At 70.3% G+C, this 26,464-nt stretch carries 26 protein-coding genes, 1 pseudogene and 1 riboswitch; of the genes and pseudogenes, 9 read left to right on the top strand and 18 right to left on the bottom strand.

The window, feature by feature from the left end; genetic code table 11:
* The coding region (locus tag FPZ47_RS17725; RefSeq protein WP_210419935.1) for a transposase at positions 1-345 on the top strand (345 nt) is incomplete at its 5' end.
* A gap of 43 nt (positions 346-388) precedes the next feature.
* On the opposite strand, the pseudogene FPZ47_RS17730 reads toward FPZ47_RS17725, so the two are convergent.
* The 4 genes and pseudogenes from FPZ47_RS17730 to FPZ47_RS17745 form a co-directional block, all read right to left on the bottom strand.
* Positions 389-1,453, bottom strand: a pseudogene (locus FPZ47_RS17730) (HNH endonuclease signature motif containing protein); the annotation flags it as partial.
* A 129-nt stretch (positions 1,454-1,582) separates the two neighbouring features.
* Positions 1,583-3,082 carry a M28 family metallopeptidase gene (locus tag FPZ47_RS17735; protein WP_144953618.1) on the bottom strand — a complete coding sequence of 500 codons (1,500 nt, stop codon included), beginning with the start codon at positions 3,080-3,082 and terminating at the stop codon, positions 1,583-1,585.
* Positions 3,083-3,104: 22 nt separating this feature from the next.
* The gene (locus FPZ47_RS17740; protein WP_144953625.1) at positions 3,105-3,530 is read right to left on the bottom strand and encodes a DUF2752 domain-containing protein; all 426 of its coding nucleotides are present in this window, start codon (positions 3,528-3,530) and stop codon (positions 3,105-3,107) included.
* A 15-nt stretch (positions 3,531-3,545) separates the two neighbouring features.
* Positions 3,546-3,881, bottom strand: coding sequence for a CD225/dispanin family protein (locus tag FPZ47_RS17745; RefSeq protein ID WP_144953616.1), 336 nt, complete (start codon positions 3,879-3,881; stop codon positions 3,546-3,548).
* A gap of 250 nt (positions 3,882-4,131) precedes the next feature.
* Here FPZ47_RS17745 and FPZ47_RS17750 point away from each other — a divergent pair, with 250 nt between their 5' ends.
* On the top strand, positions 4,132-4,656 hold the full coding sequence (locus FPZ47_RS17750; protein WP_144953612.1) for a serine/threonine protein kinase: 525 nt from the start codon (positions 4,132-4,134) through the stop codon (positions 4,654-4,656).
* Here FPZ47_RS17750 and FPZ47_RS17755 read toward each other — a convergent pair whose 3' ends face one another.
* The 4 genes from FPZ47_RS17755 to thiO form a co-directional block, all read right to left on the bottom strand.
* On the bottom strand, positions 4,657-5,430 hold the full coding sequence (locus FPZ47_RS17755; protein ID WP_144953609.1) for an SGNH/GDSL hydrolase family protein: 774 nt from the start codon (positions 5,428-5,430) through the stop codon (positions 4,657-4,659). It lies immediately after the preceding gene.
* A complete protein-coding gene (gene thiG, locus FPZ47_RS17760; RefSeq protein WP_144953607.1) occupies positions 5,427-6,185 on the bottom strand; it encodes a thiazole synthase in 759 nt (252 codons plus the stop codon). The genes FPZ47_RS17755 and thiG overlap by 4 nt, the downstream gene beginning before the upstream one ends.
* On the bottom strand, positions 6,178-6,375 hold the full coding sequence (gene thiS / locus FPZ47_RS17765) for a sulfur carrier protein ThiS (protein WP_144953605.1): 198 nt from the start codon (positions 6,373-6,375) through the stop codon (positions 6,178-6,180). The genes thiG and thiS overlap by 8 nt, the downstream gene beginning before the upstream one ends.
* The gene (gene thiO, locus FPZ47_RS17770) at positions 6,372-7,388 is read right to left on the bottom strand and encodes a glycine oxidase ThiO (protein WP_144953602.1); all 1,017 of its coding nucleotides are present in this window, start codon (positions 7,386-7,388) and stop codon (positions 6,372-6,374) included. Before thiO ends, thiS begins: the two co-directional genes overlap by 4 nt.
* Positions 7,380-7,508: riboswitch (TPP riboswitch) on the bottom strand. Its footprint overlaps the gene before it by 9 nt.
* Positions 7,509-7,555: 47 nt before the next feature.
* Here thiO and thiE point away from each other — a divergent pair.
* The gene (thiE, locus tag FPZ47_RS17775; protein ID WP_425461813.1) at positions 7,556-8,215 is read left to right on the top strand and encodes a thiamine phosphate synthase; all 660 of its coding nucleotides are present in this window, start codon (positions 7,556-7,558) and stop codon (positions 8,213-8,215) included.
* On the opposite strand, the gene FPZ47_RS17780 is transcribed toward thiE, so the two are convergent.
* Positions 8,187-8,828 (bottom strand): NUDIX hydrolase, encoded by a 642-nt coding sequence (locus FPZ47_RS17780; RefSeq protein WP_144953596.1) that lies wholly within the window; start codon positions 8,826-8,828, stop codon positions 8,187-8,189. The genes thiE and FPZ47_RS17780 overlap by 29 nt on opposite strands.
* 126 nt (positions 8,829-8,954) lie before the next feature.
* Here FPZ47_RS17780 and glnX point away from each other — a divergent pair, with 126 nt between their 5' ends.
* From glnX to FPZ47_RS17795, 3 genes are read left to right on the top strand one after another with little or no spacing between them, the layout of a single operon-like run.
* Positions 8,955-10,274, top strand: coding sequence for a protein kinase G-activating protein GlnX (gene glnX, locus FPZ47_RS17785; RefSeq protein WP_144953593.1), 1,320 nt, complete (start codon positions 8,955-8,957; stop codon positions 10,272-10,274).
* The gene (locus FPZ47_RS17790) at positions 10,274-11,269 is read left to right on the top strand and encodes a glutamate ABC transporter substrate-binding protein (RefSeq protein ID WP_144953590.1); all 996 of its coding nucleotides are present in this window, start codon (positions 10,274-10,276) and stop codon (positions 11,267-11,269) included. Before glnX ends, FPZ47_RS17790 begins: the two co-directional genes overlap by 1 nt.
* Positions 11,269-13,581 carry a serine/threonine-protein kinase PknG gene (locus FPZ47_RS17795; protein WP_144953587.1) on the top strand — a complete coding sequence of 771 codons (2,313 nt, stop codon included), beginning with the start codon at positions 11,269-11,271 and terminating at the stop codon, positions 13,579-13,581. Before FPZ47_RS17790 ends, FPZ47_RS17795 begins: the two co-directional genes overlap by 1 nt.
* A gap of 87 nt (positions 13,582-13,668) precedes the next feature.
* On the opposite strand, the gene FPZ47_RS17800 is transcribed toward FPZ47_RS17795, so the two are convergent.
* The 4 genes from FPZ47_RS17800 to fgd are packed head-to-tail and all read right to left on the bottom strand — an operon-like array spanning position 13,669 to position 18,842.
* Positions 13,669-14,538 (bottom strand): hypothetical protein, encoded by an 870-nt coding sequence (locus FPZ47_RS17800; protein ID WP_144953584.1) that lies wholly within the window; start codon positions 14,536-14,538, stop codon positions 13,669-13,671.
* Between the two features lie 57 nt (positions 14,539-14,595).
* On the bottom strand, positions 14,596-15,750 hold the full coding sequence (locus FPZ47_RS17805) for an acetate kinase (protein ID WP_144953581.1): 1,155 nt from the start codon (positions 15,748-15,750) through the stop codon (positions 14,596-14,598).
* Positions 15,740-17,821, bottom strand: a complete 2,082-nt coding sequence (gene pta, locus FPZ47_RS17810) for a phosphate acetyltransferase (protein WP_144953577.1) — start codon at positions 17,819-17,821, stop codon at positions 15,740-15,742. Before pta ends, FPZ47_RS17805 begins: the two co-directional genes overlap by 11 nt.
* A 10-nt stretch (positions 17,822-17,831) precedes the next feature.
* Positions 17,832-18,842: a glucose-6-phosphate dehydrogenase (coenzyme-F420) gene (fgd, locus tag FPZ47_RS17815; RefSeq protein WP_144953574.1), complete on the bottom strand. Its 1,011-nt coding sequence runs from the start codon at positions 18,840-18,842 to the stop codon at positions 17,832-17,834.
* A gap of 95 nt (positions 18,843-18,937) precedes the next feature.
* Between fgd and FPZ47_RS17820 the strand changes: the two genes are divergently transcribed.
* Positions 18,938-19,690, top strand: a complete 753-nt coding sequence (locus FPZ47_RS17820; protein WP_144953571.1) for an MBL fold metallo-hydrolase — start codon at positions 18,938-18,940, stop codon at positions 19,688-19,690.
* 100 nt (positions 19,691-19,790) lie between these two features.
* Positions 19,791-20,153 carry a YnfA family protein gene (locus tag FPZ47_RS17825; RefSeq protein WP_144953568.1) on the top strand — a complete coding sequence of 121 codons (363 nt, stop codon included), beginning with the start codon at positions 19,791-19,793 and terminating at the stop codon, positions 20,151-20,153.
* On the opposite strand, the gene FPZ47_RS17830 is transcribed toward FPZ47_RS17825, so the two are convergent.
* From FPZ47_RS17830 to FPZ47_RS17845, 4 genes are all read right to left on the bottom strand, one after another.
* Positions 20,147-20,659 carry a GNAT family N-acetyltransferase gene (locus FPZ47_RS17830; protein ID WP_144953565.1) on the bottom strand — a complete coding sequence of 171 codons (513 nt, stop codon included), beginning with the start codon at positions 20,657-20,659 and terminating at the stop codon, positions 20,147-20,149. The genes FPZ47_RS17825 and FPZ47_RS17830 overlap by 7 nt on opposite strands.
* A 73-nt stretch (positions 20,660-20,732) precedes the next feature.
* Positions 20,733-22,940, bottom strand: coding sequence for an MMPL family transporter (locus FPZ47_RS17835; RefSeq protein ID WP_144953623.1), 2,208 nt, complete (start codon positions 22,938-22,940; stop codon positions 20,733-20,735).
* Between the two features lie 83 nt (positions 22,941-23,023).
* Positions 23,024-24,172: a polyprenyl synthetase family protein gene (locus tag FPZ47_RS17840; RefSeq protein WP_144953562.1), complete on the bottom strand. Its 1,149-nt coding sequence runs from the start codon at positions 24,170-24,172 to the stop codon at positions 23,024-23,026.
* A gap of 267 nt (positions 24,173-24,439) precedes the next feature.
* Complete coding sequence (locus tag FPZ47_RS17845; protein WP_144953559.1) at positions 24,440-24,802, bottom strand: DUF3054 domain-containing protein; 363 nt, start codon at positions 24,800-24,802, stop codon at positions 24,440-24,442.
* 68 nt (positions 24,803-24,870) lie between these two features.
* Here FPZ47_RS17845 and FPZ47_RS17850 point away from each other — a divergent pair, with 68 nt between their 5' ends.
* On the top strand, positions 24,871-25,617 hold the full coding sequence (locus FPZ47_RS17850; RefSeq protein ID WP_144953556.1) for an SDR family NAD(P)-dependent oxidoreductase: 747 nt from the start codon (positions 24,871-24,873) through the stop codon (positions 25,615-25,617).
* Between the two features lie 38 nt (positions 25,618-25,655).
* On the opposite strand, the gene FPZ47_RS17855 is transcribed toward FPZ47_RS17850, so the two are convergent.
* Positions 25,656-26,464, bottom strand: an 809-nt coding sequence (locus tag FPZ47_RS17855) for a transposase (protein WP_144957509.1), incomplete at its 5' end; no start/stop codon positions are given.

The raw sequence follows: 26,464 nt of genomic DNA on the forward strand, positions 1-26,464 counted from the left end.
GCGCTCAAGGAGTTCGACCAGCAATTCGGGCAGCACTATCCCGGCGCGATTGACGTGTGGCGCAACGCCTGGCCCGAATTCGTGCCGTTCCTGGATTATCCGGTGGAGTTGCGCAAGATCGTCTACACCACCAACGCGATCGAGTCGATCAACTTCCAGCTACGCAAGATCACCAAGAACCGCGGGCATTTCCCCGACAAGGACGCCGCGATGAAGTTGCTGTACCTCGGGCTGCGCAACATTTCCAGCGAGAGAGGAGGCTATTCGGGCACCGGAACCCACAACTGGACTGTGGCGCTCAACACACTCGCCAGACTCTTTCCGGGTCGAATCCCGTTGTGCTAGAATACAACTCGTAGTCAAATCACCTCTGACTTACACAGAAATCGTGACAGGCTCTGCAGTAGCACTTGAGGTTTGCCGCATGGGTGGGCCCACCCTGGGCGTAAGGGATGGTGTGGTCAAGCTCGCAGTCAAAGGACGGACGCTCACAGCCGGGCCAGCGACACGTCAGATCCCGGCAACGGACGAAATCGGCCAACGCCTTCGACGGCACATACCCCGGCTCGGGGGCGGCGTCCCCGGGATGAACCAGCGGCACGAGTTTGGCCGTCGCCGCCAGTTCGGCCACCAGGTCCGGGCTGATCAACCCGTCGGCGCACACCTGCGAACCCGGAGCGCCGCCACCGTGCAGAGTGGGCTGTTCGGCCAGCACATGGATCACCACCGCCGGCGCCCCCGCCCGGCCCCCGGCCGGGCAATCATCGCGCCCGCAGCGACACCCCAGCCGATCCGCCCCGCCGGCCAACGCACCCAACGCATCCGCGCGCCGCTCGGCCCGCGAGCGCGGATCCTCGGCACACACCGTGCCCGCCAGCTTGTCCAACCGTTGATCGAGGGCGCGGGCATCCGGGGTCAGCACGCAGCCGCGCAACTGCGAGAGCCCACCCACCCCCTCGTCGAACTGCACCTCGCGCCCGGGCTGTTCCTCACGCCGACGCCGCACCGCATCGGCGTCGACCCGCGCCACTATCCTGTCGACGGCCCCGGCCACCCGGCTTCGGCTCATCGACGGCCAGCGCGCCACAGCCACCGCCAACTGACCATCCACGGCCGCCAGGATGTCTGCGTCGGTGATCAGATCGGTGCGGTAGACGATGGTGGCGAACAACCGGAAATCGATATCCCCGGCCGCAAAGACCGCCCCCACCCGCGGCAGCCGCTCGCGCATCGCCCGCGCATAGTGCACCCGGGCGGTGGCCGAACCCTGGCCGATCCGCAACGCCGCCCCCACCTCGGCGGCCACCGCCGCCATCGTGTCGATCGCCCAGTCCCCGGTCTCCTCACCCCGGGCCAGCCGGTACCCGAACAACTCCCCGATGGCCACCAAACCCGCCGCGGCCGCCCTGTTCTCCGTCCGCGCGGCAGCCGTGATCCGATCCACCAACCCCGCCGGACCCGCCTGCTGTTCGAACATACAAGCGAGTATGCCACCGGGGTACGACACGGCGATCGGACCGCTCGCCCCCGATCGACTCCGCGCACCGCCCCGTCGGCGGCAGAACCGAACCCGGATCGTGGCTCAGGGCTTGGCGAGCACGTGGCGGGTGCGGTCCGCCATCACCGGAACGCCGTTGCGGCCCTTGATGTCCTGGGCGTACAGGCCGACCGCGTAGGCCACACCCTCGCCGTTGATGCCCAGCGCGGTGCGGTCGATGTGGTCGAGGGTGTCGGTCTTCTCGTGATAGTTGGGGTCGAACGGCTGGTCGGCGGTGCCGCCCCACAGCTTGGCCTGCTCCGCGGATTTCTTGCTCTCGGCCCCGGAGAACAGCCCGCCCGCGGGGATACCGGCCAGCGTGAACCCGTCATAATCCGAGCGCCCGTCGAACGCGGTGTCCTGCGCGGTCTTTCCGGCGTTGTCCAGGTAGGCGACCAGCGTGCGTTCGATGCCGGCCGAGCCCTCGGGCACCACCGGCTGGCCGCGGGAATCGGCCGGCAGCGACTGGTCCCCGTCGTAGGTGAAGTACCCCGGATTGGGCGACGCCAGCATGTCGAAGTTCAGGTACAGCGCAATGGCTTTGAGCCCCTTGACGTCCAGGGACTCGACGTAGTTTCGCGACCCGATGAGGCCGAGCTCCTCGGCACCCCAGAAGCCGAACCGCACCGCGTTGTGCACCTGCGGTGAATTACCAAGTTGCACGGCGGTTTCCAGAACGGCGGCCACCCCCGAGCCGTTGTCGTTGATCCCGGGCCCGGCGGCCACGCTGTCCAGATGCGCGCCCGCCATCACGACGTCGTTGGACGACCCCGTCTTGGTCTGGGCGATCACGTTGCGGGCCTTGAAGTTCTGGCTGCCCGCGGCCAGCTTGATCGTGGTGGGCGCCGGCCGGGCGCGCAATTGCAACCCGGTGGACTTGGTGACGCTCACCACCGGGATCTTGACGTCGGTGTTCGCCCCCAGCGTGCCGCCCATCTGCTGCTCATCGACGCTGTCGGAGACGATCATCGCGACGGCGCCAACCCGGGCGGCGGCATCCTCCTTCTGCGCGAAGGGGCAGGTGCCGCGGTCGACGAGCACCACCGCGCCGCGCGCCGGCAACCGGTCGTAGTCGGCGGGCTTGCACCCCGGCGCTTCTCCCGTCGGGACGACCACCAGCGGGCCGCTGACCCCGTCCGGCGGGGTGCCGAGGCTGAACTCCAGCGCGTGCGCCTCCACCGCGGTGCCGCCGACCGTCACCACCGGCTTCTCGGCGTGGAAGACGCGCGCCGTGAACTCGGGCGTCTGCACGTCGAAACCGCTGTGGCGCAACGTCTGGACGACGTAGTCGACGCTGGCCTCATACCCGGGTGTGCCCACGGCCCGGGTGCCGTTGTTGGCATTGGCGATGTCTTGCAGTTTCGACAGGTGCGCCATCATCGCGTCCGTCGTGACCTTGCGATGCAAGGTCGTCGCGAACTTCACCGCGTCGGCGTTGCCGGTCGCCTCCTGGTATTTGGTGGAGCAGTGGGAGCAGCCGGTCAGCAGCGCGGCGAGGGCGACGACTGCGAGCACCGCCGCGGGCGGCTTGGATTTGTTCACCATCGCGCCCCAGGTTAGACCTGGATCAGACGTGCAGTGCGTGCCACGGCGCGAACGGGATGTTGCGCGCCACCGACCAGGCCGTCACCAGCACCAGTGTCACCGCCGCCGACCACCGCTGATGCTGCCAGCTTCCTACCCGTCTGCCCACCACCCGGCCATAGGTCCAGGCCAGGTAGGCCCACACCAACAACACCACCGCCACCAGGGCCAGCGCGTTGTACCGGGCCGCCGCCGGCAGGTCGCCGTGCAGCAGGGCATACACCATGCGCAGGCTGCCGCAGCCCGGGCAGTCGATTCCGAGCAGCGCCTTGGTGGGGCACACCGGCAGCGGGCCGTTCGGGGTCGTCGGGTCACCCACCCAGACCGCACCACACGCCAGCACCGTGGCCGCCGCCACCGCCAGCGGCGCCCCCAGACTCGACACGACCGATCCGGGACGCGACACCATGAGCGCGGGCACCGCTCAGGGCACCGCGGCCGGCATCGCCGTGCTGGTGTCGGAGGCGTCGAAGGCACCCGCCATCGCCAGCAGCACATTGATCACGATGATGACGAGGCCGACGATCACCGACCACGTCACCCACTTCTTCGCGCTGTCGGCGGACGCCTGCGCCTCGGCGTAACGGCCTTGCGCCCACAGCCCGCTGACCTGACTGGACTTGACGATCGCCACGATCCCGAAAGGAAGGCAGCAGAATATCGTCACCAGAATGGACCAAACCAGGTAATTGTTCGGCGCCTGCCCGGCCGGCGGCTGCGGCGGATAACCGGGCGGGGGAGGCGGCGGCGGTGCGGTCATTGAATTCTGCAGTCAGGAATTCTGCAGTCAGAAATTAGCTGAAGCAAAGCGTTGCCCACCATACCCGAGGGGCGCCGTCACAGCACCACATCAGCGAGAACTCTTGCGGAACACCACTTCACCCAATCGCCCGCACGCTTTTGCGGGGCCACCGCAACGGACGGGAGCGGCCCTTCGCCAGATAATTTGCCGGCCTGGGTGTGGCATAGTCGGGGGATTGGCCCACCAGTCCCAGATCAGGAGTTTCGGTTTGTCCCATTTCAACGGTGCGCTGCGCATCGCGTCGCTCACGGTGCTCGCGGGCAGCCTGGCCTTCGCCGGAAGCGCCACGGCACTGGCCGACCCCGACACGGGTAACCAGTCGGACATCGACACGCTGTCCCACTCGCTGTCGAAGGGATACGACCTCACCAACTGCACCCCTCAGCAGATCGGCCCGGGCCAGTTGGCGTCGCTGCAGTGCGGGCAGAGCCCCGACCCCAACGGGCCCGCCGAGGCGAAGTTCATCCTCTTCGGCAACGGCAACGATCTGGGCAACATGTTCAAGACCAGCATCAAAGAGGAAACCCTGACCGACTGCGGGAATCAGAAGTCGCCGACCGTCTGGCACCAGGGCACCACGGCCACCAGCAATGCCGGCCAGGTGGCGTGCGGCACCTTCCAGAACGCCGCCGAGGTCATCTGGACCATCGACGCCAAGAACGTGCTGAGCTACATCCGGGCGTCCAACACCGACGTCCCGCCGCTCTACGAGTGGTGGCGCAACAACGGCTGATCAGGCTTGGGGCGCAACGAGTTTCACCAGGAGTTCCGACACCGCCCGCATCCCGGCGGCGTTGGGGTGCAACGGGGCCGGCCGCCCCGGTAGCGGCACACCGGGTCTGGTCGTCCAGGGCTCGGCCGACCACGCATGGTGCGCCCGGCCGGCCGCGGCGGCGGCGGCGACGAGCTCGCAGCCGGTTGCCGCCGCGGCGTCGGCCGTCAGGCGTTCCAGGGCGGCGGCCACATGGCGGCCCAGGCCCGCGTCCGAATCCGCGAGCGGCGGTGCCGGGATCCCCGCGGGCGGCAGGATCGTCAGGTAGTCGACGAAGCAGACGCGTGCGCCCGGGGCGCGCCGGCGCACGGCGGCGCCGACCGCACACAGCGCAGCGAACGCCTGCGCCAGGGCGCGGTCCCGGGCTTCGCGGTCCAGCAACTCCGCGATGCGCCCACCCAGCACCGGCAGCCGCCGGGCCGGACGCGGCAGCGCGGCGGCCATCAGCAGGGGAACGTAGCCGACGTCGTTGCCGCCGATGGTGATCGTCACCAGGGTCTCCGACCCGTCCAGCGCCTCGATCTGGGGTGGCCGGCCGTGCTGGCGGTCGGCGAGCACGTGCGCGGTGGTCGCGCCGGAGAACGTGACGTCCACCAGCTCGAGGTTGCACCGCTCGGCGACCAGATGCGGGTAGTTGCGCGCCGAGCGGCCCGACCAGCGTGGCGCGCCCGCGGCGCGGGGCCTGATTCCTGGTCCGGCGGCCATCGAACTGCCCAGCGCGACATAGCGTTTCATCGCTCTGGGGACGACGCCTGCGCCCAGAACCGCTTGGGGATGCGCCCCGCACGCCGCGCCAGGTATCCGGCGGTGACGGCGCCGGCCATCGCGGCGGCCATGGCCGGCGGATCGGCGGCCCGGGTCACCGCCGTGGCCAGCAGCACGGCGTCGCACCCCAGTTCCATCGCCAGCGCCGCGTCACTGGCCGTGCCGATGCCGGCGTCGAGCACCACCGGCACGCCGGCCGCCGCGACGATCATCTCGATGTTGTGCGGGTTGCCGATGCCCAGGCCGGTGCCGATCGGCGAACCCAAGGGCATGACGGCCGCGCATCCGGCGTCCTCCAGCCGGCGGGCCAGCACCGGGTCGTCGTTGGTGTAGGGCAGCACGACGAATCCGTCGTCGACCAACTCCTCTGCGGCCCGGACCAATTCGAGCGCGTCCGGGAGCAGGGTGCGTTCGTCGGCGATCACCTCGAGCTTGACCCAGTTGGTGTCCAGCGCCTCGCGGGCCAGCTGCGCGGTGAGCACCGCCTCGGCCGCGCTGCGACAGCCCGCGGTGTTGGGCAGTGGCGTGATGCCGAGGCGGTTGAGCAGGTCCAGCAGCCCGGTGCGGCCCTCGGCGTCGACACGGCGGATCGCGACGGTGGTCAGCTCGGTGCCCGAGGCGACCAGCGCCTCCTCGAGCACCGCCAGGTTGGCCGCCCCGCCGGTGCCCATGATGAGCCGCGAGGCGAAGCTGCGGCCCGAGATCGTGAGCTTCGATTCAGCCACCCTGCACCGCCGTCACGACCTCGATCCGTGCACCGTCGAAAAGCGTTGTCGCCCAGGCCGAACGCGGCAACACCGACGAGTCCAGGGCCACCGCCACGCCGCGGTCCGGCAGCCCCAGCGCGTCCAGCAGCCCGGCGACCGTGGTGTGCTCGCCGACCTCGACCTCTTTCTCGTTGACCACGACGATCATCGCCGCGCCCCGACCGGTTCCAGCTCGGTGCGGATCTGTTCGGCGGTCCACGGCGCCAGCAGGAAACCCGACCGGCCGTGGCCGGCAGCCACCAGGGTCCGCGCGTCCAGGCGCCGCACGAGCGGCAGGTTGTCGGGTGTCATCGGCCGCAGTCCCGCGGCACACTCGGCCAGCTCGTACTCGCCCAGCGCGGGCAGCACCGCGCACGCGTCGTCGAGCAAATCACGCACCCCCGACACGACCGGGGCGGTGTCGCGGCCGTGTTCGTACTGGGTGGCCCCGACCACCACCCCGTCGCGACGCGGCACCAGATACACCTGCCGCCCGTGCACGCGGGCACGAATCACCCTCTGCGGCAACGGCATACACCCCTTCCGCCAACGCAGGCGCAGCACCTCGCCCTTCACCGGGCGCACGGGCAGTCCGGGCCACAGCGCGGGCGCGTCGACGCCGTTCGCGATCACCACCTGCTCGCCGTCGACCCCGGACAGGTCGGTCGCCGGCGGCGCCCAGCTCACCCCGAGCCGCTCGCAGTCCGCCGCCAGCGCGTCGAGCACCCCGCGGTTGTCCACCGCCAACTCGGTGGGCGCCCGGAAGCCGTGCCGAATCCCCTGCGCCAGCAGGGGTTCGACGTCACGGACCGCCGACTCCCAGATCACCGGATGCCCCTGCGCCAGCAGCCAGTCCGCGACGGTGCGCAGGTCGGCGACGTCGGCCCGGTCCACGGCGACCACCAGCGACTCGCGCGCGGTGACCAGCTCGGCCGGCAGGCCGTCGGTGAAGCCGCCCTCGCGCCACATCCGCAGCGACTCCAGGCCCAGCCGCAGCAACCGCTCCTCGCCGGGCCAGCCCTCGCTGTGCGGGGCCAGCATCCCACCGGCCACCCAGGAGGCGCCCTTGTCCGCGGTGCGGTGCACCCGCACCGACCACCCGGCCCGCGCCGCCGCGCGCGCCACCGCGAGCCCGATGACGCCGCCGCCGACGACAGCCAGCGACCGCGGGTCTGTCGGCATGTTCGGCCTCCCTATCGCCGGCATTACCCGGATCAGGTGTGACGGTAAGGGCAGATCCGGTTCCTCCGGCTGTGCCCACTCTCAGCCCCGCAGCTACCCGGGGCTCCCGTGTCTGGTGTTTCCCGGGTTCCACGCTAGCGCGCTAGCGTCGCGGTGTGCATCCACGCATCTGTGCTCTGGCCGCGGCGCGGCTCTACCTGTGCACCGACGCCCGCCGCGAGCGCGGCGACCTGGCGCAGTTCGCCGACGCCGCCCTGGCCGGTGGGGTCGACATCATCCAGCTGCGCGACAAGGGGTCGGCCGGGGAACAGCGGTTCGGGCCGCTGGAGGCGCGCGACGAGCTGGCCGCCCTCGAGATCCTCGCCGACGCGGCCCACCGGCACGGCGCCCTGTTCGCGGTCAACGACCGGGCCGACATCGCCCGCGCGGCCGGCGCCGACGTGCTGCACCTGGGGCAGGGCGACCTGCCGCTGCGGGTCGCGCGCGACTTCGTCGGGCCGGACACGCTGATCGGCCTGTCCACCCACGACCCCGGCCAGCTCGCCGCCGCCGCCGACAGCGAGGCCGACTACTTCTGCGTCGGGCCCTGCTGGCCCACCCCGACCAAGCCGGGCCGCGCGGCGCCGGGCCTGGGGCTGGTCGGCGCCGCCGCCGGGCTGCGCACCGGCAAGCCGTGGTTCGCGATCGGCGGCATCGACGCGCAGCGCCTGCCCGACGTGCTCGCCGCCGGCGCCCGCCGCGTCGTGGTGGTGCGCGCCATCACCGCGGCCCCGGACCCGCGGGCGGCGGCGCAGCGGCTCAAGTCGGCGCTTGCAGCAGCGCGCTGATCCGGCGGCTCAGCGGCGACGGCGCCTGGTCGGCCCGCAGTGGGGGGCCGGGCATGCACCATAGGAACATCTCGTCGTCGATCTGGAGCGTGCGCGGCAGGCCCTGCCGTCGTTCGTCGCCGGCGCCCAGCGGCACCAGCGCCGGCTCCGTGCGCAGCCGGGGCCAGCTGGCGGCGAAGCCGGGATGCAGCGGCAGGCCGGCCACCTCGTCCTCCGGTACCCAGCGCATCTCGACGCTTTCCATGTTGGGCTCGGTGTGCAGCAATTCCCCGGCGTCGGCGACCACGGTGGTGTAGCTCCAGCGGGTGCCGGCGATCCCGCAGACCTCGGCGGTGACCACCGCAGCCCGCACGAGGAGCCGCTCGGTGAGCAGGCCGGCCTCTTCGTGTGCCTCGCGCACGGCCGTCTCCTCCGGGGTCTCGTGGCTGTCGCGGGCGCCGCCCGGCAGGCCCCAGGTGCCGCCCTGGTGGCTCCACACCGCCCGGTGCTGCAGCAGCACCGCCGGGGTGCCATCGGGCCGCGGGGCCCGCAGCAGCAGACCCGCCGCACCGTACCGGCCCCAGTAGTGAGCGCCGTTCTCGGATATCACCCACCCGTCACCGTCGCCGTGCACGCGTTTCAGAATAGGCGCGGGGCATTTGGATCGGACTCCCACATCATCGGGAACATCCTCTTAGAATTCGCTTATAGAAGTTGGTGCCGTGAACCCCCGAGGCCGAGAGACGAGGTCTGCACAGACGTGACGGTTGAGCTGGCCCACCCGACGACCGAGCCGCAGGGATCCCGGTCGCCGGTCGAACCGGCCCACCCGCGCTGGTGGTTCATCTCGACGACACCCGGCCGCATCCTGTCGATCGGCATCGTCCTGGCCACGCTGGGCGGCCTGACCGCCTTCGCCACGTCGACGACCATCAACCACCGCCAGCAGGTGCTGACGACGGTGCTCAACCACACCGAGCCGCTGTCGTACGCCGCCGGACGGCTCTACACCACGCTGTCGGTGGCCGACGCCGCGGCGGCCACCGCCTTCATCGCCGAAGCCGAGCCGCGTCCCGTCCGGGAGCGCTACGAGCAGGCCATCACCGACGCCACCGTCGCCGTGACCAGGGCGTCGAGCGGGCTGACCGACGAGCCGTTGGTGCAGCTGCTGGGCCGGATCAACGCCGAGTTGGCCGTGTACACCGGGCTGATCGAGATCGCGCGCACCAACAACCGGGAGGGCAACCCGGTGGGGTCGTCCTACCTGTCGGAGGCGTCGGGGCTGATGCAGGCGACGATCCTGCCCGACGCGGCGCGGCTCTACGAGGCGACCTCGGACCGGGTGGACGCCGAAACCACCGCCTCCACCCAGATCCCGGCCCCGGTGATCCTCGTGGTCGGCACCACGGTGGCCTTCGGCGCGTTCGCCCACCGCTGGCTGGCCCGGCGCACCCGGCGACGGATCAACCCGGGGCTGATCGTGGGTGGGCTCGCTATTCTCGTCATGGTGGTGTGGGTCGGGACTGCGTTGACCATCTCCACGACCGCCAGTCGCAGCGCCAAGGACACCGCCGCGGACTCGCTCAAGACCGTGACCAACGTCGAGATCACCGCGCAGCAGGCCCGGGCCGACGAGACGCTGTCGCTGATCCGGCGTGGCGACGAGGACCTGCGCAAGCAGTCCTTCTATCACCGCATCGACGCGATGCACCGGCAGCTCGAGCAGTACATGTCCCGCAGCGACGCCGTCGACAAGCCCGACCTGCAGGGCGCCGACCAGCTGCTGGTGCGCTGGCGGCAGGCCAACGACCGGATGAACGCCCTGATTTCGGTGGGCAACTACCGGGCCGCCACCCAGGTGGCCCTCGGCGGCGGGGAGAACGATGCAACCCCCGCCTTCGACCAGCTCGAGGACCAGTTGGGCAAGGCTATGGATCAGGGCCGCAGCCGGCTCCGCAACGACGTCCTCAACGCCCGCAGCGGGCTGTCCGGCGCCCAGGTCGGCGGCATCGTGCTCAGCCTCGGCGCCGCCATCGCGGTCGCGCTCGGCCTGTGGCCGCGGCTGAAGGAATATCGCTGATGACCGGCCCGGGGACGGTCCGGCGGCTCCGGCGGGGGTGCGCCCTGCTCGCCGTGTTCCTGCTGGCGCTGCTACTGGCCGCCTGCGGGCACACGGAGTCGCTGACGTCGACCTCGGTGCTGACGCTGCCGCCACCCACTCCGGTCGGCATGCGGCAACTGCCGCCGGAGCCGCCGCTGCCCCGTGAGGACGCCACGCAGGGCTGCGACGCCACCGCCAGCCTGCGTCCCTTTCCCAACAAAGCCGACGCCGACGCCGCGGTCAGCGACATCCGCGCCCGCGGCCGGCTGATCGTCGGCCTGGACATCGGCAGCAACCTGTTCAGCTTCCGCGACCCGATCACCGGCGAGATCACCGGATTCGACGTCGACATCGCCGGCGAGATCGCCCGGGACATCTTCGGCGCGCCGTCGCACGTGGAGTATCGGATCCTGTCGTCGGAGGAGCGCATCACCGCGCTGCAGCGCTCGGAGGTCGACGTGGTCGTCAAGACGATGACCATCACCTGCGAGCGGCGCAAGCTGGTCAATTTCTCGACGGTCTACCTCGACGCCTACCAGCGCATCCTCGCGCCGCGGGACTCGCCGATCGTCAAGCCGCCCGATCTGTCCGGCAAGCGGGTGTGCGTCGCGCGGGGGACCACGTCGCTGCACCGGATCCGTCAGATCGCGCCGCCGCCGGTTATCGTGTCGGTGGTGAACTGGGCCGACTGCCTGGTGGCGATGCAGCAACGGCAGATCGACGCCATCAGCACCGACGACTCGATCCTGGCCGGCCTGGTCGAGGAAGACCCCTACCTGCACATCGTCGGACCGAACATGGCCACCCAGCCCTACGGCGTCGGCATCAACCTGGACAACACCGGGCTGGTCCGGTTCGTCAACGGCACGCTCGAACGCATCCGCCGGGACGGCACGTGGAACACGTTGTACCGCAAATGGCTGACGGTTCTCGGTCCGGCTCCCGCCCCGCCCACGCCGAGGTACGTGGACTGATGGCCGAATCGGAGCACCCGCCGGACGAGGCGTCCGAACACCGGGATTCCGACGCCGAGGACGCCGGCCCCGGCACCCGGCGGGCCGAGGCGCTGCTCACCACCACGGGGTCGGCGCGGGCCCAGGCGACCCAGGCGCTGTTCCGCCCCGACTTCGACGACGACGACGACCTGCCGCACATCTCCCTGGGCAGCCTGAGCTCCGAACCGCAGGAACGCACCGCGGCCACGCGGGTCCTGCCGCCCGTCCGGCGGCTCGGCGGTGGCCTGGTCGAGATCCCGCGGGGGCGCGACATCGACCCGCTCGAGGCGCTGATGACCAATCCGGTGGTGCCGGAGTCCAAGCGGTTCTGCTGGAACTGCGGAAGACCGGTCGGGCGCTCCAGCTCGGGAAACAAAGACGAGGGCCAAGGCGCCTCCGAGGGCTGGTGCCCCTCCTGCGGCAGCCCGTACTCGTTCCTGCCCCAGCTCAACCCCGGCGACATCGTCGCCGGGCAGTACGAGGTCAAGGGCTGCATCGCCCACGGCGGCCTGGGCTGGGTGTACCTGGCGTTCGACCACAACGTCAACGACCGCCCGGTGGTGCTCAAGGGCCTGGTGCACTCCGGCGACGCCGAGGCGCAGGCGATCGCGATGGCCGAACGGCAGTTCCTCGCCGAGGTCGTGCACCCGCAGATCGTGCAGATCTTCAACTTCGTCGAGCACAAGGACCGGCGCGGCGACCCGGTCGGCTACATCGTCATGGAGTACATCGGCGGGCAGTCGCTCAAGCAGCACCCCAGGGACGGGAAGGCCGAGAAGCTGCCCGTCGCCGAGGCCATCGCCTACCTGCTGGAGATCCTGCCCGCGCTGAGCTACCTGCATTCCATCGGCCTGGTCTACAACGACCTGAAGCCGGAGAACATCATGCTCACCGAGGACCAGCTCAAGCTGATCGACCTGGGTGCGGTGTCGCGGGTCAACTCGTTCGGCTACCTCTACGGCACTCCGGGCTTCCAGGCGCCGGAGATCGTGCGGACCGGCCCGACGGTGGCCACCGACATCTACACGGTGGGTCGCACGCTGGCGGCGCTCACGCTGAACCTGCGCACCCGCGACGGCCGCTACGTGGACGGGCTGCCCGACGACGACCCCGTGCTGGCCGCCCACGACTCGTTCGGCCGGCTGCTGCGCCGCGCCACCGACCCCGACCCGCGGCGCCGATTCGTCAGCGCCGAGGAGATGTCCGCGCAGCTGATGGGCGTGCTGCGGGAGGTGGTCTCCAGGGAGAGCGGGGTGCCACGGCCCGGGTTGTCGACGATCTTCTCCCCCAACCGCTCGACGTTCGGGGTCGAGTTGCTCGTCGCCCACACCGACGTCTACCTGGACGGCCAGGTCCACTCGGAGCGGCTGACCGCCCGCGAGATCGTGACCGCGATGGCGGTGCCTTTGGTCAATCCCGCCGACGTCGCCGCCCCGGTCCTGCAGGCGACGGTGCTCTCCCAGCCGGTGCAGACGCTGGACTCGCTGCGGGCCGCCCGCCACGGGTCGCTGAGCGCCGACGACGTCGAGCTGTCCGAATCGATCGAGCTGCCGCTGATGGAGGTCCGCGCCCTGCTCGACCTCGGCGACGTGGCCAAGGCCACCCGAAAGCTCGACGACCTGGCCGAGCGGGTCGGCTGGCAGTGGCGGCTGGTGTGGTACCGGGCCGTCGCCGCGCTGCTCACCGCCGACTACGACGCCGCCACCGAGCATTTCACCGAGGTGCTCGACACCTTCCCCGGCGAGCTCGCGCCCAAGCTGGCCCTGGCGGCCACCGCCGAACTCGCCGGCGACACCGACGCGCACAAGTTTTACGAGACGGTGTGGAAGACCAACGACGGCGTGATCTCGGCGGCGTTCGGGTGGGCCCGCGCCCTGTCGGCCCAGGGCGACCGCGCGGGCGCGGTGCGCACTCTCGACGAGGTGCCCGCGACCTCCCGGCACTTCACCACCGCACGCCTGACCAGCGCGGTCACCCTGATGTCGGGCAGGTCGACGGGCGAAATCACCGAGGAGGAGATCCGCGACGCGGCCCGGCGGGTCGAGGCGCTGCCGCCCACCGAACCGCGGGTGCTGCAGATCCGCGCCGTGGTGCTGGGCGGGGCGCTGGACTGGCTGGCCGACAACGAGGCCAGCACCAACCACATCCTCGGCTACCCGTTCACCGAACACGGGCTGCGGCTGGGCGTCGAGGCCGCGCTGCGCAACCTGGCCCGGGTCGCCCCGACTCAGCGGCACCGCTACACGCTGGTGGACATGGCCAACACGGTGCGGCCGACCAGCACGTTCTAGGTCCGTTTGTCGGATCGCCGCTTCCGCCGCCGTTTCCGCAGAGTGTGAATCCTGGGCGGCGACACGCCGATAAACCGCGCCCTGTGTTCACACCGAAAGCCGTGAGTTCACACTCGATGCGGCCAGGGCGGCCCGGACTCGGCCGACGATGGCGGCGGGGCGGTCCTCGGCGACCACCCGGACGACGCGCCAGCCCATCCGCTCGAGCCGCTCGGCACGCCGGATGTCCTTGACGTATTGGCGGCGGTCGCTGCGATGATGGTCCCCGTCGTACTCGACGGCGACCATCTCCTCCTCCCACCCGAGGTCCAGGTAGGCGAATACGGTGCCGTCCACGTCCGGCACCGGGATCTGGGTCTGCGGCCGGGGCAGGCCGGCGTCGATGAGAAGCAGCCGCAGGTAGCTCTCCCGCGGCGACTGCGCACCCGCGTCGACGAGGCCCAACGCGGTCTCCAGCCGCCGCAGCCCGGGTGTGCGGGGATGGCTTGCGGCGATGTGCAGCACGTCGTCGGCCTTGACGCCCGTTGCGCGCGCGAGCGCGTCCAGCCGGACGACCGCAGAACGGATGGCGCCGCGCCGGCCGATGTCGAAGGCCGTCCGCTCGGGTGTGGTGACCGGCAACCCGTCGATGGTGTGCGTCTCGCCGTCGCGCAGCGCGTAGCGGCGGGTCACAATGCCCCGGGGTGGACGGTTGCCGGCCCCGACCAGCTCGACGGGGACGTCGTCGGGGATCCACTCGGTGCCGTGCAGCGCGGCCGCCGCCGCGCCGGCGACGGTCGCCGACCGTCCCGACCACAGCCATGCCGCGGCGATGCGCTGCCAGAGGGAGGGCGGGCCGTCGTCGGGCAGGTAGACGTTCGGGAAGACCGCTCGGTGGCGCGTCCGTAGCTGGTGCCTGCTCAGCGCCCCGGACGCCAATGCCTCGCTGCCGACGAACGGTTCTGCCGCATCCCGCATGCCGCGAACGATCGCACGCTCACGGGTCGGCGCGAGTACCGCTGTGCACAGGCACGCTCAGCGCGACAGCGCCCGCACGCAGTCGTGCGCGATGGCCAGCTCCTCGTCCGTCGGAACCACCAGCACGGCGATCGGCGAGTCGTCGGTGGAGACGCGGCGCGGGCCGTCCCCCGCGGCGGAGTTGCGCCGGTCGTCGATCACCAGGCCCAGCTCCCCCATGCCGGCCAGCGCGTCGCGGCGCACCGCGGCGTCGTTCTCGCCGATGCCGGCGGTGAAGCTGACCGCGTCGGTGTGCCCCAGCACCGCCAGGTAGGCGCCGATGTACTTGCGCAACCGGTGGATGAACACGTCGTAGGCCAATCGGGCTGCGCCGTCACCGGATTCGATCATCTCGGCGAGCCGGCGGAAGTCGCGCTCACCGGCCAGGCCCAGCAGCCCGGACCGGTGGTTGAGCATCGACTCGATGTCCGGAACGCTCATGTGCGCGGCGCGCGCTAGATAGCCGAAGACGCCGGGATCGATGTCGCCGCTGCGCGTACCCATCACCAGGCCCTCCAGCGGGGTCAGCCCCATCGAGGTGTCCACGGGCCGGCCCCGCGCGATCGCCGATGCCGACGCGCCGTTACCCAGATGCAGCACAATCTGATTCAGCTCCCCGACGGGCCGGCCCAGGAACTCCGCGGCGCGCCCGCTGACGAAGTGATGCGACGTGCCGTGGAACCCGTAGCGGCGGATCCCCCACGTCTGCGCCAGCTCGCGGTCGATCGCGTAGGTGGCCGCGGCCGCCGGGAGCTCGTGGAAGAACGCCGTGTCGAACACCGCGACGTGCGGCACGCCGGGCAGCAGCCGGCGGGCCACCTCGATTCCCCGGATCGCGGGCGGGTTGTGCAGCGGCGCCAGCTCGGACAGTTCCTCCAGTTGCGCGATCACCGCGTCGTCGAGGATCGTGGGCCGGTAAAACGTCATGCCGCCGTGCACGACCCGGTGCCCGACGGCCGACAGCCCGCACGCGTGCAGGTCGATGCCGTCGGAGGCCAGCGTGTCGAAGGCGCGGCGCAGGGCCGCGTCGTGGTCGGGAACCTCGGAGGACGGCTCCCCGATCCGCTCCACCTGGCCCGACGCGCGCACCTCACCCGAATCCGGGTCCAGCAGCCGGTACTTCAGCGACGACGAGCCGGAATTGATCACCAGCACGAGGCGGTTACCGGTCATGGGCACCCTGCGCCTGGATCGCGGTGATGGCCACGGTGTTCACGATGTCTTCGATCAGCGCGCCGCGGGACAGATCGTTGACCGGCTTGCGCAACCCCTGCAGCACCGGGCCGATCGCGATCGCGCCGGCGCTGCGCTGCACCGCCTTGTAGGTGTTGTTGCCGGTGTTGAGGTCGGGAAAGATCAGCACCGTCGCACGGCCGGCCACCGGCGAATCACGCAGCTTCGTGGCGGCCACCGACGGCTCCACCGCGGCGTCGTACTGGATGGGCCCCTCGACAAGCAGGTCTGGTTCGCGGACACGCACCAACTGCGTTGCCGTCCTGACTTTTTCGACGTCAGCTCCGGCGCCGGAGTCGCCCGTGGAGTACGACAGCATCGCCACCCGCGGCTCGATGCCGAACCGCGCGGCGGTGCGCGCCGAACTGACCGCGATGTCCGCGAGCTGCTCGGGCGTCGGGTTGGGGACGATCGCGCAGTCGCCGTAGGCGAGCACCCGGTCGGGCAGGCACATGAAGAAGACGCTGGACACCACGGAGACGTCCGGAACGGTCTTGATGACCTCCAGCGCCGGGCGGACGGTGTGCGCCGTGGTGTGCGCGGCGCCGGACACCATGCCGTCGACCATGCCGTTGTACACCAGCATGGTGCCGAAATACGTGGCGTCGCGCATAATCTCGCGCGCCTGCTCCACGGTGATTCCCTTGGCCTTGCGCAGCTCGGCGTACTGCTCGGCGAATCGTTGACGCAGGTCGCTGGTGCGCGGATCGATGACCCGCGTCTCGCCCAGGTCCACACCGAGTTCGGCGCAGCGGTGCCGGATCTGGGCCTCGTCGCCCAACAGGGTCAGGTCGGCGACACCGCGCTGCAGCAGCCGCCCGGCCGAGGAGAGGATGCGGTCGTCGTCGCCCTCGGGCAGCACGATGTGCTTGCGATCCGAACGCGCCTGCAGCGTCAGCCGGTGAATGAACATCTGGGGTGTGGTCACCGTGGGAATCGGAATAGCAAGCTGCGCAAGAAGATCCGGGATATCGACGTAGCGATCCATCAACTGCAGCGCGGTGTCAATCTTGCGTTGGGCGGTTGCGGTGACCCGGCCCCGGGCCGAGGCCGCCGCGCCGGCGGCGTCGTAGGTGCCCAGCGCCGTGGCGATGATCGGGAGCCGCAGCCGCAGCCCCGCGACCAGGGCCGCGATGGCGGGATGCAGCGGGAATCCGCCATTGAGCACCAGGCACGACAACGACGGAAACCCTTGGGCGGCATGCGCGCTGGCGACGGCGAGCACCACGTCCGAACGGTCGCCGGGGGTGATGACCGCCATGCCGTCGCGCAGCCGTTCCAGCACGTGGTCGGCGGTCATCCCGGCGACCATCACGGCGGTGACCTCCCGCTCGCGCAGCGACTCCTCGCCGCTCACCGGGGTCCCGGCCACGGCGCGCTCGAGCTCGGCCACCGTCGGCGCCGACAGCAGGGGCTCTTCGGGCAGCACGTAGCTGCGCTGGGCGAAGGCCTGCAGCGCCTCGGCCACCGCGGCGAGTTCCGTCGGCTCACACCGGTTGGCCACCACTGCGGCGGCATGGGCGCGCTGAGCGGAGAGTTCGGCCAGCGAGACCTCGACGACGCGGGCGACCTCGTCGGGGGTGCGGCCCTTGCCGCTGACGGCCAGCAGCACCGGTGCGCCGAGGTTGACCGCGATGCGGGCGTTGACCGAGAGCTCCGCGGGCCTGGTGACGTCGGTGTAGTCGCTGCCCACGATGACCACCACGTCGCAGGCCTGGGCCATCGCCTGGTAGGCGTCGACGATGTCCGCGATGGCGGCGTCGCTGTCGGCGTGCAGCTGCTGGTAGGTGACGCCGACGCACTGCTCGTAGGACAGGCCCGCGGTGGTGTGCCCCAGCAACAGCTCCAGGATGTAGTCGCGATGTTCGTTGCGGCGTGTGATCGGCCGGAAGACGCCGACTTTGGCGACGCTCGCGGTCAACCGGTGCAGCAGCCCGAGCGCGATCGTCGACTTGCCGGTCTCCGGCTCGGGCGCGGCGATGTAGATCGCTGTGGTGGAACCGGCGGCCATCGGCCCGCCTTCAGCCCAGCCGCCGCAGCCGCGGCGCGAGATCCTTCTCGAACAGCTCCAGGAAGCGGCGCTGGTCGTGGCCGGGGGCGTGGAACACCAGATGGTTCAGGCCCCAGCCGACGTAGTCCTTGACCTTCTCGACGGCCTCGTCGGGGTCCGACGCGACGATCCAGCGCTTGGCGACCTGTTCGATGGGCAGCGCGTCGGCGGCCTTCTCCATCTCGATCGGGTCGTCGATGCTGTGCTTCTGCTCGGCGGTCAGCGACAGCGGCGCCCAGAACCTGGTGTTCTCCAGCGCCAGCCCGGGATCGGTGTCGTAGGAGATCTTGATCTCGATCATCTTGTCGATGTCGTCGAGGTTGCGCCCGGCCGCCGCCGCGCCGTCGGCCACCGCGGGCATCAGCTTGTCCTTGTAGAGCTCCTCGCCCTTGCCGGAGGTGCAGATGAAGCCGTCGCCGGCGCGTCCGGCGTATTTGGCGACCGCCGGGCCGCCCGCGGCGACGTAGACGGGCACGCCGCCCTCGGGCACGTCGTAGATGGAGGCGCCCTTGAGCCGGTAGTACTCGCCGTCGAAGTCGACGCGGTCGCCGCGCCACAGCTCGCGCATCAGCCGCACCGATTCGCGCAGCCGGGCGAACCGCTCCTTGAACTCCGGCCACTCGCCCGAGTACCCGGTGGCGATCTCGTTGAGCGCCTCCCCGGTGCCCACGCCGAGGAAGACGCGGTCCGGGTACAGGCACGCCATGGTGGCGAACGCCTGGGCGATGACGGCCGGGTTGTAGCGGAAGGTCGGGGTCAGCACCGAGGTGCCCAGCTGGATGCGCCGGGTGCGTTCGCCCACCGCGGTCAGCCAGGCCAGGGAGAACGGGGCGTGCCCGCCCTCGTGCCGCCACGGCTGGAAGTGGTCGCTGACGCTGGCGCTGTCCATGCCGTGGTCTTCGGCGGCGACGGCCAGTTCGACGAGCTCGCGCGGTGCGAATTGTTCGGCGGACGCCTTGTATCCGAGTTTCAGTTCAGCCACCAGTTATTTCTACTCCTCCCGTCTGGTCGCGACCCGCTGCGCCCGGCTCCGCCGCGCTTGCGATCGCTGCTGGCCCGCTGCCTACACTCGCGGGCATGGGACGGGCGCCGCATCTTGTTCAGGTCACCGACACCGTGCACCTCGCCCGGGGCGAGGCCGTCAACTGGACACTGGTCGCCGACGACTCCGGGGTCATGCTGATCGACGCCGGCTACCCCGGCGACCGCGACGACGTGCTGGCCTCGCTGCGGCAGTTGGGCTACCGGGCCGGCGACATCCGCGCCATCCTGCTGACCCACGCGCACATCGACCACCTGGGCTCGGCGATCTGGTTCGCCAACGAGCACCGGACCCCGGTGTACTGCCACCCCGACGAAGTGGGCCACGCCAAGCGGGAATACCTGGAGCAGGCTTCGGTTTTCGATGTGGCCCTGCGCATTTGGCGGCCCCGATGGGCGGTGTGGGGGCTGCACGTGGTGCGCAGCGGTGGCCTGATCCGTGACGGCATCCCGTCGGCCCAGCCGCTTTCCGCCGCGATCGCCGCCGGGCTGCCGGGACACCCGATGGCCGTCGCCACACCGGGGCACACCGGCGGGCACTGCTCCTACGTCGTGGACGGCGTATTGGCCAGCGGTGACGCGCTGATCACCGGCCACCCGCTGCTCCGGGACGGCGGGCCGCAGCTGCTCCCGGCCGTGTTCAGCCACAGCCAGCAGAATTGTCTGTGCAGCCTGGAGGCGTTGGCGATGCTGGACACCGAGGTCCTGCTGCCCGGTCACGGCGACGTGTGGCGCGGCCCGATCCGGGAGGCCACGCACGCGGCCCTCGCGCTGGCCGGCGGCGGATGACGACGACGCTCTCAGACGCCGACGGCCGCACCGACCTTGCGTATTCGATTCGCGACGCGATATCGACTATGCAAGCGCATCATTCCCCGGCTCTTGGCCGATGCCATGGACGAGAAGGAGATCCATTGTGGCGGTGACGAAGTCGATTTCCCTGTTCGCCTTGGCGGCCCTGTTCGAGATCGGCGGCGCGTGGCTGGTCTGGCAGGGGATCCGAGCGCATCGAGGTTGGCTCTGGGCGGGTTTGGGCGTCGTTGCCCTGGGTGCCTACGGGTTCGTCGCCACCCTCCAGCCCGACGCCCACTTCGGCCGCATCCTGGCCGCGTACGGCGGCGTCTTCGTCGTGGGCTCGCTGCTGTGGGGAATGGCGTTCGACGGGTTTCGGCCCGACCGGTGGGATGTCGTCGGCGCCGCGGTCTGCCTGCTCGGCGTGGTGGTCGTCATGTACGCGCCGCGCGATCATTGAGTCCGGGCCGAGAGCCACTTCTCGAAGGCGATCGGACGAAACGGCCCCCACGAGGGAACGTGCTCGGCAGAGATCCTGGTGTACCCCGTCGCGTCGTAGAGCGCCTCGGCCTCGGGCTGGCGGCTGCCGGTGACCAGGTACAGCCGCCGGTACCCGCGCGCCGCGGCTTCGGCCTCCAGGGCGGCCAGCAGCTTCCTGGCGTATCCGCGCCGCCGATGCGCGCGGTCGGTCCAGATGCGTTTGAGCTCGGCGGTGTCGGCGTCGTAACGGCGGAAGGCGCCGCCGGTCACCGGCACGTCGTTAACGACGCCGATCAGCAATCCGCCGTCCGGTGACGCCAGTTCGTCGGGCGGTACGGGCAGCCAGGCCAGGTGCGTGCTGGGCGTGCCGCCGTACCGCTGCGCATACTCGACGGCCAGCTCGGCCAGCAACGGCTGCGCCAGGGGGTCGTCGTGGGTCGCCGACACGAACTCGAGCCGGCCGGCCGGCGCCGACGGGGTTGGCATCACGTTACGATCTCACGACTGCGGCCCCCGCGCATTCCTGTCAACCGCCGCACGCGGCACCATAGTCGCAGGCTTATACCCGCGCCAGGGCGCCCGCATCGTCGGAGACGAACCGCTGTCGCAACCGCAGCAGCGGTCCCGGCGCCCACCAGTTCAGGCCACCGAACAGATGCATGAAGGCCGGCACCAGCAGCATCCGCACCAACGTCGCGTCAACCAGAACCGCAAGAGTCAGCCCCGCGCCGAACATCCGCATGAATGCCACGTCGGCGGTCATCAGCGCGGCGAACGAGATGGACATCAACAGCGCTGCCGCGGTGATGACGCGACCGGTGTGCGCGAGACCCAACGCGACGCTCTCGTCGTTGGCGGCTCGTGTTCGGGGGGAGCCGAGCCAGTATTCACGGATGCGCGAGATCAGGAAGACCTCGTAGTCCATGGACAACCCGAACGCGATACAAAACATCATCGCCGGAATGGTGGCCACCAGCGTGCCGCTCGGTGTGGTGCCCAGTGCCCCAAGATGGCCGTCCTGGAAAATCCACACCAGCGCGCCGAACGCCGCGGTGAGCGAAAGGATGTTGAGCAACACCGCTTTGACCGGCAGCACCACGCTGCCGGTCAGCATGAACAGCAACACCAGCGTGACGACAGCGATGAAACCGAAGACCACGGGCAGGCGCGACGTGATCGCATTGACGGAATCGTGGTTGGTCTGCGCGTTTCCTGTGATCAGGACATGCAGGCGCCCCGGGGGCACGACCGAATGCAGGCGGTCCAACTGGTTTTCGGACGCGCGCGAGTACAGCGGTGCGGTGGAGCGCACGCTCAGATAGGCGCTGCCGTCAGCCAACCCGGCCGGCGCCGAGGGCGGACCCCTGCGCGCACCGTCGACGAACGTGCCGGTCGGCGACGACACCGCCGCGACATCGATCACCCGCGACAGCTGTGCGGCGTAGGTGTCGAGCTCTGGCTTTGCCGGCTCCGTGATCACGGGTACGACGATCGTGACTTCCGTTGCCGAATCCGCGCCGAACTGGCTGCGGACCGCCTCGCTCACCGTGCGTGCCGACGCCGACGCCGGCAGCACCCGCTCGTCCGGATTTCCCCATTTGACGTGCAAGAACGGCACCACCAGCAGGAGCAGGAGGACCATGATCGCCCCGCCGATCGGAACGGCACGGCGGATGGCGACTCTCGCCGTCCGGTACCAGAAGTCCTGGGCGATCGGCCGCGGGGCGGGCTCGGGGCGGCCGAACACCCCACGAAGGAAGCGCCGGACGTTGAGTGAGTCGATGCGGTCCCCCAGCACAACGATCACGGCCGGCGCCACCACCACCGCCGCCAGCGCGGACAGGGCGACCACCGCGATGCCCGCATAGGCGAACGACTTCAGGAAGTACAGCGGGAACAACACCATCGGCACCAGGGCCAGGGCCACGGTCATCGCCGAGAACAGCACCGTGCGACCCGCCGTCGCCATGCTCCGCACGAGCGCTTCGTCGCGGCAATGACCACCGGCCAGTTCGTCGCGGTAGCGGCTGATGATCAGCAGGGTGTAATCGATGGCCAGGGCCATTCCCAACGCGGCCGCCACGTTGAGAGCGAAGATCGACACGTCGGTGGCCAGCGCCAGCGCCCGCAACACGGCGAGCGAGCCGACTATCGCGAACCCGGCCACGGCCATGGGCACCGCCGCCGCCAACAGACCACCGAAGACCCATACCAGAGCGATGAAGCTTGCCGGTATCGCGATGGATTCCATTCGCAGCAAGTCTTTTTCGGTTCGTTTGCTGATCTGCGAGTAGAGCACGGCGGGGCCACCGGCACGCACCGTCACCCCGCCACGGTCGCGCGCCAGCCGGTCGGCCAGCGCCTGGGCGTGTTTGGGTGCGCTGTTCTCGTCACCGTTGAGCCAGGCCACGATCAGCGCCGACTTTCCGTCCCCGCTGACCGTCCCGGGCGGCGGGGTTGGCGCATCCCAGGGCGACGCGACCTGCGTGACGAACGGTGACCTGGCGAGCGCGCTCACGATGTCGGTGCCTACCAACCGCGCGGGGCCGTCTTTGACACCCCCGTCCGAGCTCACCAGGATCGTCATCTCCAACTCGCCCCGGTGGAACTTCTGGGCGAGCAGCGCTGCGGCACGGGCGGATTCGGATTCCGGGTCGACCATCCCGCCACCGGACAGGCTGCTCGCAGCCGGCAGGCCGAACACCGCGGCGGCGGCGATGAGAACGATCGAGGCCGCGATGACCCGGCGCGGATGGGCCAGCGCCATGCGAGCCAGTGCCGCAAAAGGGTCGCGCCTGCGGCGGTGCCGCCCGGTGGAGCGTTGCGTCACCGGTCTGGGCATCGTGGCCGTCATTGCCAACGCACCCCACACGCGGCCGCGAGGTCGGACAATGCGGCGCGAACCGGGTCGGTGATCGGCATGTCCGCCAGGTATTTTCGCGCGGATGCGAGCCTGAAGGCGACCATGTCCTCGATTCTCTCCAAGGCTCCGGTTGCGATGATGAGCATCCTCCAGCGCTCGAGTGCGGCCTCGTCGAGTTCCTCGCTGTGCATCAGTGCGGTGAGCTCTCGTCTGGTCGGTGCATCCGCCAGTTCGTAGGCGCTGACCACCACGCTGGTCGCCTTGCGTTCGAGCAGGTCTCCGCTGTTGGGTTTGCCCGTGGTGGCCGGTGAGCCGAACACTCCGAGCAGGTCGTCGCGCAGCTGGAAAGCCTCCCCGACGGCGGCACCGTAGCGGCCCAGTTGCATCAACAGCGGATCGGCGCAGCCGGCCATTGCCGCGCCGATTTCCAGGGGGCGGCGCACCGTGTAGTTACCGGACTTGCGGCGCGCCACGTCCAGCACGGCTTCCAGCGAGGGCAGCCCGCGGACATCGATTGCCAGGTCGGCGAATTGGCCGACGGCCAACTCGGTGCGCATGGCGTCGTAGCGCGGCCAGGCCCCCTGCAGACGGCGTGGTTCGACACCGCTTTCGCGCAGCATCTGCTCTGCCCAGATCAAGCAGAGGTCGCCCAGCAGGATGGCCGCCGATTCGCCGAACCGACGCGAGCCGGACAGTCCGCGTCCGCGGTGCCACTGCTCAAGTCGAACGTGCACTGCCGGACGGCCCCGGCGTTCGTCCGAATCGTCCATGACGTCGTCCTGGAGAAGCGCGAACGCGTGCAGCAACTCGAGGCTCGCCGCCGCCGTCAGGGCCGCCCCACTGGGCGGGGCGCCGCACAGCCAGCCCAGATACATGAACGTCGACCGCAGGCATTTGCCGCCGGACACGAACTCCGCCAGGATCTCGCCGGCCTCGTCAAGGCCCGCGAGGACAAGCTCGGTGGAGCGCGCCTGCACGAACTCGCCGACCACATCCAGCACGGCCGAGCGGAATTCCGACCGCCACGCGGCGTGTCCGGCGGCGGGCGGCCACGAGCACCGCTGCATGGGCGACGAACCCGCAGCAGGCGCCAACGACAGCGCGCGCGCTTCGGTCACGGAGGCCACGGCGCTCATGGCCGGCTGTCCATTAGAGCGGATACGGCTCACGTGCAGACACTCCTTCCCGCGGTGCATTGATCACCGAATGGTCACGACGCTACGCCCGCGAAAGTTCACGCCTCGGGGTTATCCGTAAGTTAATTGATTATTAACTTACTTAATTATCACGGGTCACGGTGAGCGGAGCAGTGCCTTAAACCCTTGTGGCGGTAAGCATCGCCAACCGCCCCTCACCTCGCCGGCGCTGCGGCCCAGCGTTGCGAATGACGTGCAGGCTGGTGGTCAGGGGACGCGGCGGCGCCGCCGGGCCAGCCCCACGGCCGCCCGCCAGCCGAGCAGCAACACCGCGGTGACCGAGGAGGCCACCACCACGAAGCTCGCGGCCACACCCGCCGACGTGACCTTGCGCAACACCATCCCGACCACGACGGTGCACAGCCACACCACGACCCCGGTGGGAACCACCGCCGTGGGCCGTCGCCAGCCGCGCGAGGCCACCCACCCCACGACGGTGCCGGTGAGGAACGGCCACGCCGTGGTGGCGACGCCGCTCACGGTGATGCCCTCGTCGTGGCTGCGGCGCCCGACGGCGCAGAACACCAGCACGCCGATGACGTCTACGACCAGATACGCCAGCCGTCGCATGCGGCGAGACTACCGGCCGGGCCGGCACCCTTGACCGTGCGGCCGCGGTGAACCTAGATTCATCGGCAATGAACAGCCCTTCACAGAGCAGGCTCGCGGTGGTGACCGGCGCCGGATCGGGCATCGGCAGGGCGATCGCGCTGGCCTTCGCCGCCCGCGGCCACCGCGTCGTCGCCGCCGACCTCGACGAGGCGGCCGCTGCGGCCACCGCCGGGCAGCAACCCGACCTGATCACCGCGCTGCCGGTCGACGTCGCCGACCCCGCCCGGGTGGAGGCCCTGCGCGACCGCACCCACCGCGAAGCCGGCGTGCCGGGCATCGTCGTCAACGCCGCCGGGTGGGACCGCACCGACCAATTTCTCAATGCCACACCGGAATTCGCGGCCAAGGTGGTGGCCATCAACTACCTGGGACCGGTGCACGTGTGCTCGGCGTTCCTGCCGGGCATGATCGAGGCGGGCTCCGGCGGGCGCGTCGTCAACGTGGCCAGCGACGCCGGCCGCGTCGGCAGCGCGGGGGAGTCGATCTACGCCGGCGCCAAGGGCGGGGTGATCGCGCTGACCAAGTCACTGGCCCGCGAGATGGCCCGCCACCAGATCACGGTGAACTGCGTGTGCCCCGGCCCCACCGACACCCCGCTGTTCCACGCGCAACCCGAGAAGTTGAAGGAGGCGCTGGTCAAAGCGATCCCGTTCCGGCGTCTGGCCCGGCCCGGCGAGGTCGCCGCGCCGGTGCTGTTCTTCGCCTCCGACGCGGCGTCGTTCATCACCGGACAGGTGATCAGCGTCAGCGGCGGCCTGACGATGGCCGGTTAGCGGCCGGCTGGCAGCCTACCCGCATGAGAAGCCCTATGTCAAGCCGCCTCGTCTTGGGTGAGGATTCGTTGGAGTGCGCGGTGTTTGTCGGGGGCGTAGGCGAGGTTGTCTTGCCAGCAGTGCCAGATGATGTGCAGCCAGGCGCGGGCGAGGATGCGTACGGCGTGGGGGTGGTCGTGCCCGCGGGTTCGGGCCCTGTCGTAGAGGTCGGCGGCCCAGGGGTTGACCAGTCGGGTGTCGGCGGCGAAGTCGGTGACGGCGTCACGGAGTTGTTTGTCGCAAGCCCAGCGGAATCCGACAATGCGGGATTTGCCGGACTGGCGCGTAGAGGGCGCGGCGCCGGCCAGACAGGTCAGCGACTCCGGGGTGGGGAATCGAGCACGGCAGTCCCCGATTTCGGCAAGCAGGCGCGCGGCGCGGACCCGTCCGGCGCGGGGCAGGGACGTGAAGATGTGGGCGTCGGCGTGGGTGTCCAGTTGTGCCTCGATCTGGGTCGAGAGCGCTTTGATCTGTGCGACCAGGGTGCCCAGCAGTGCGACGTAGCTGGCGGTGATGTGGGCCTGGGTGCTGCCGTGAGAACCGGTTGCGCCGGGGGCAGCGTCAAGGATGCGGTGGTGCAGCACGGCGGGGTCGACCTTGCCGGAGTAGCCCTGCTTGGCGAGCCAGTCGCCGAGCCGTTTGGGGGTCAGCCAGTCGATCTTGTCCTGGGTGTCGAATCGGGTCAGGAACGCCAGGCTGATCGCGGAGTCGATGTCTTTGAACAATCCGACGGCGGCAGGCAGCACGTTGCGCAGGTGTGCGCGCAGCTGATTGGCAACGGCCACACGGTGATTGACCAAGTCCTTGC

The sequence above is a fragment of the Mycobacterium helveticum genome (genome assembly GCF_007714205.1).
GTDB lineage: Bacteria > Actinomycetota > Actinomycetes > Mycobacteriales > Mycobacteriaceae > Mycobacterium > Mycobacterium helveticum.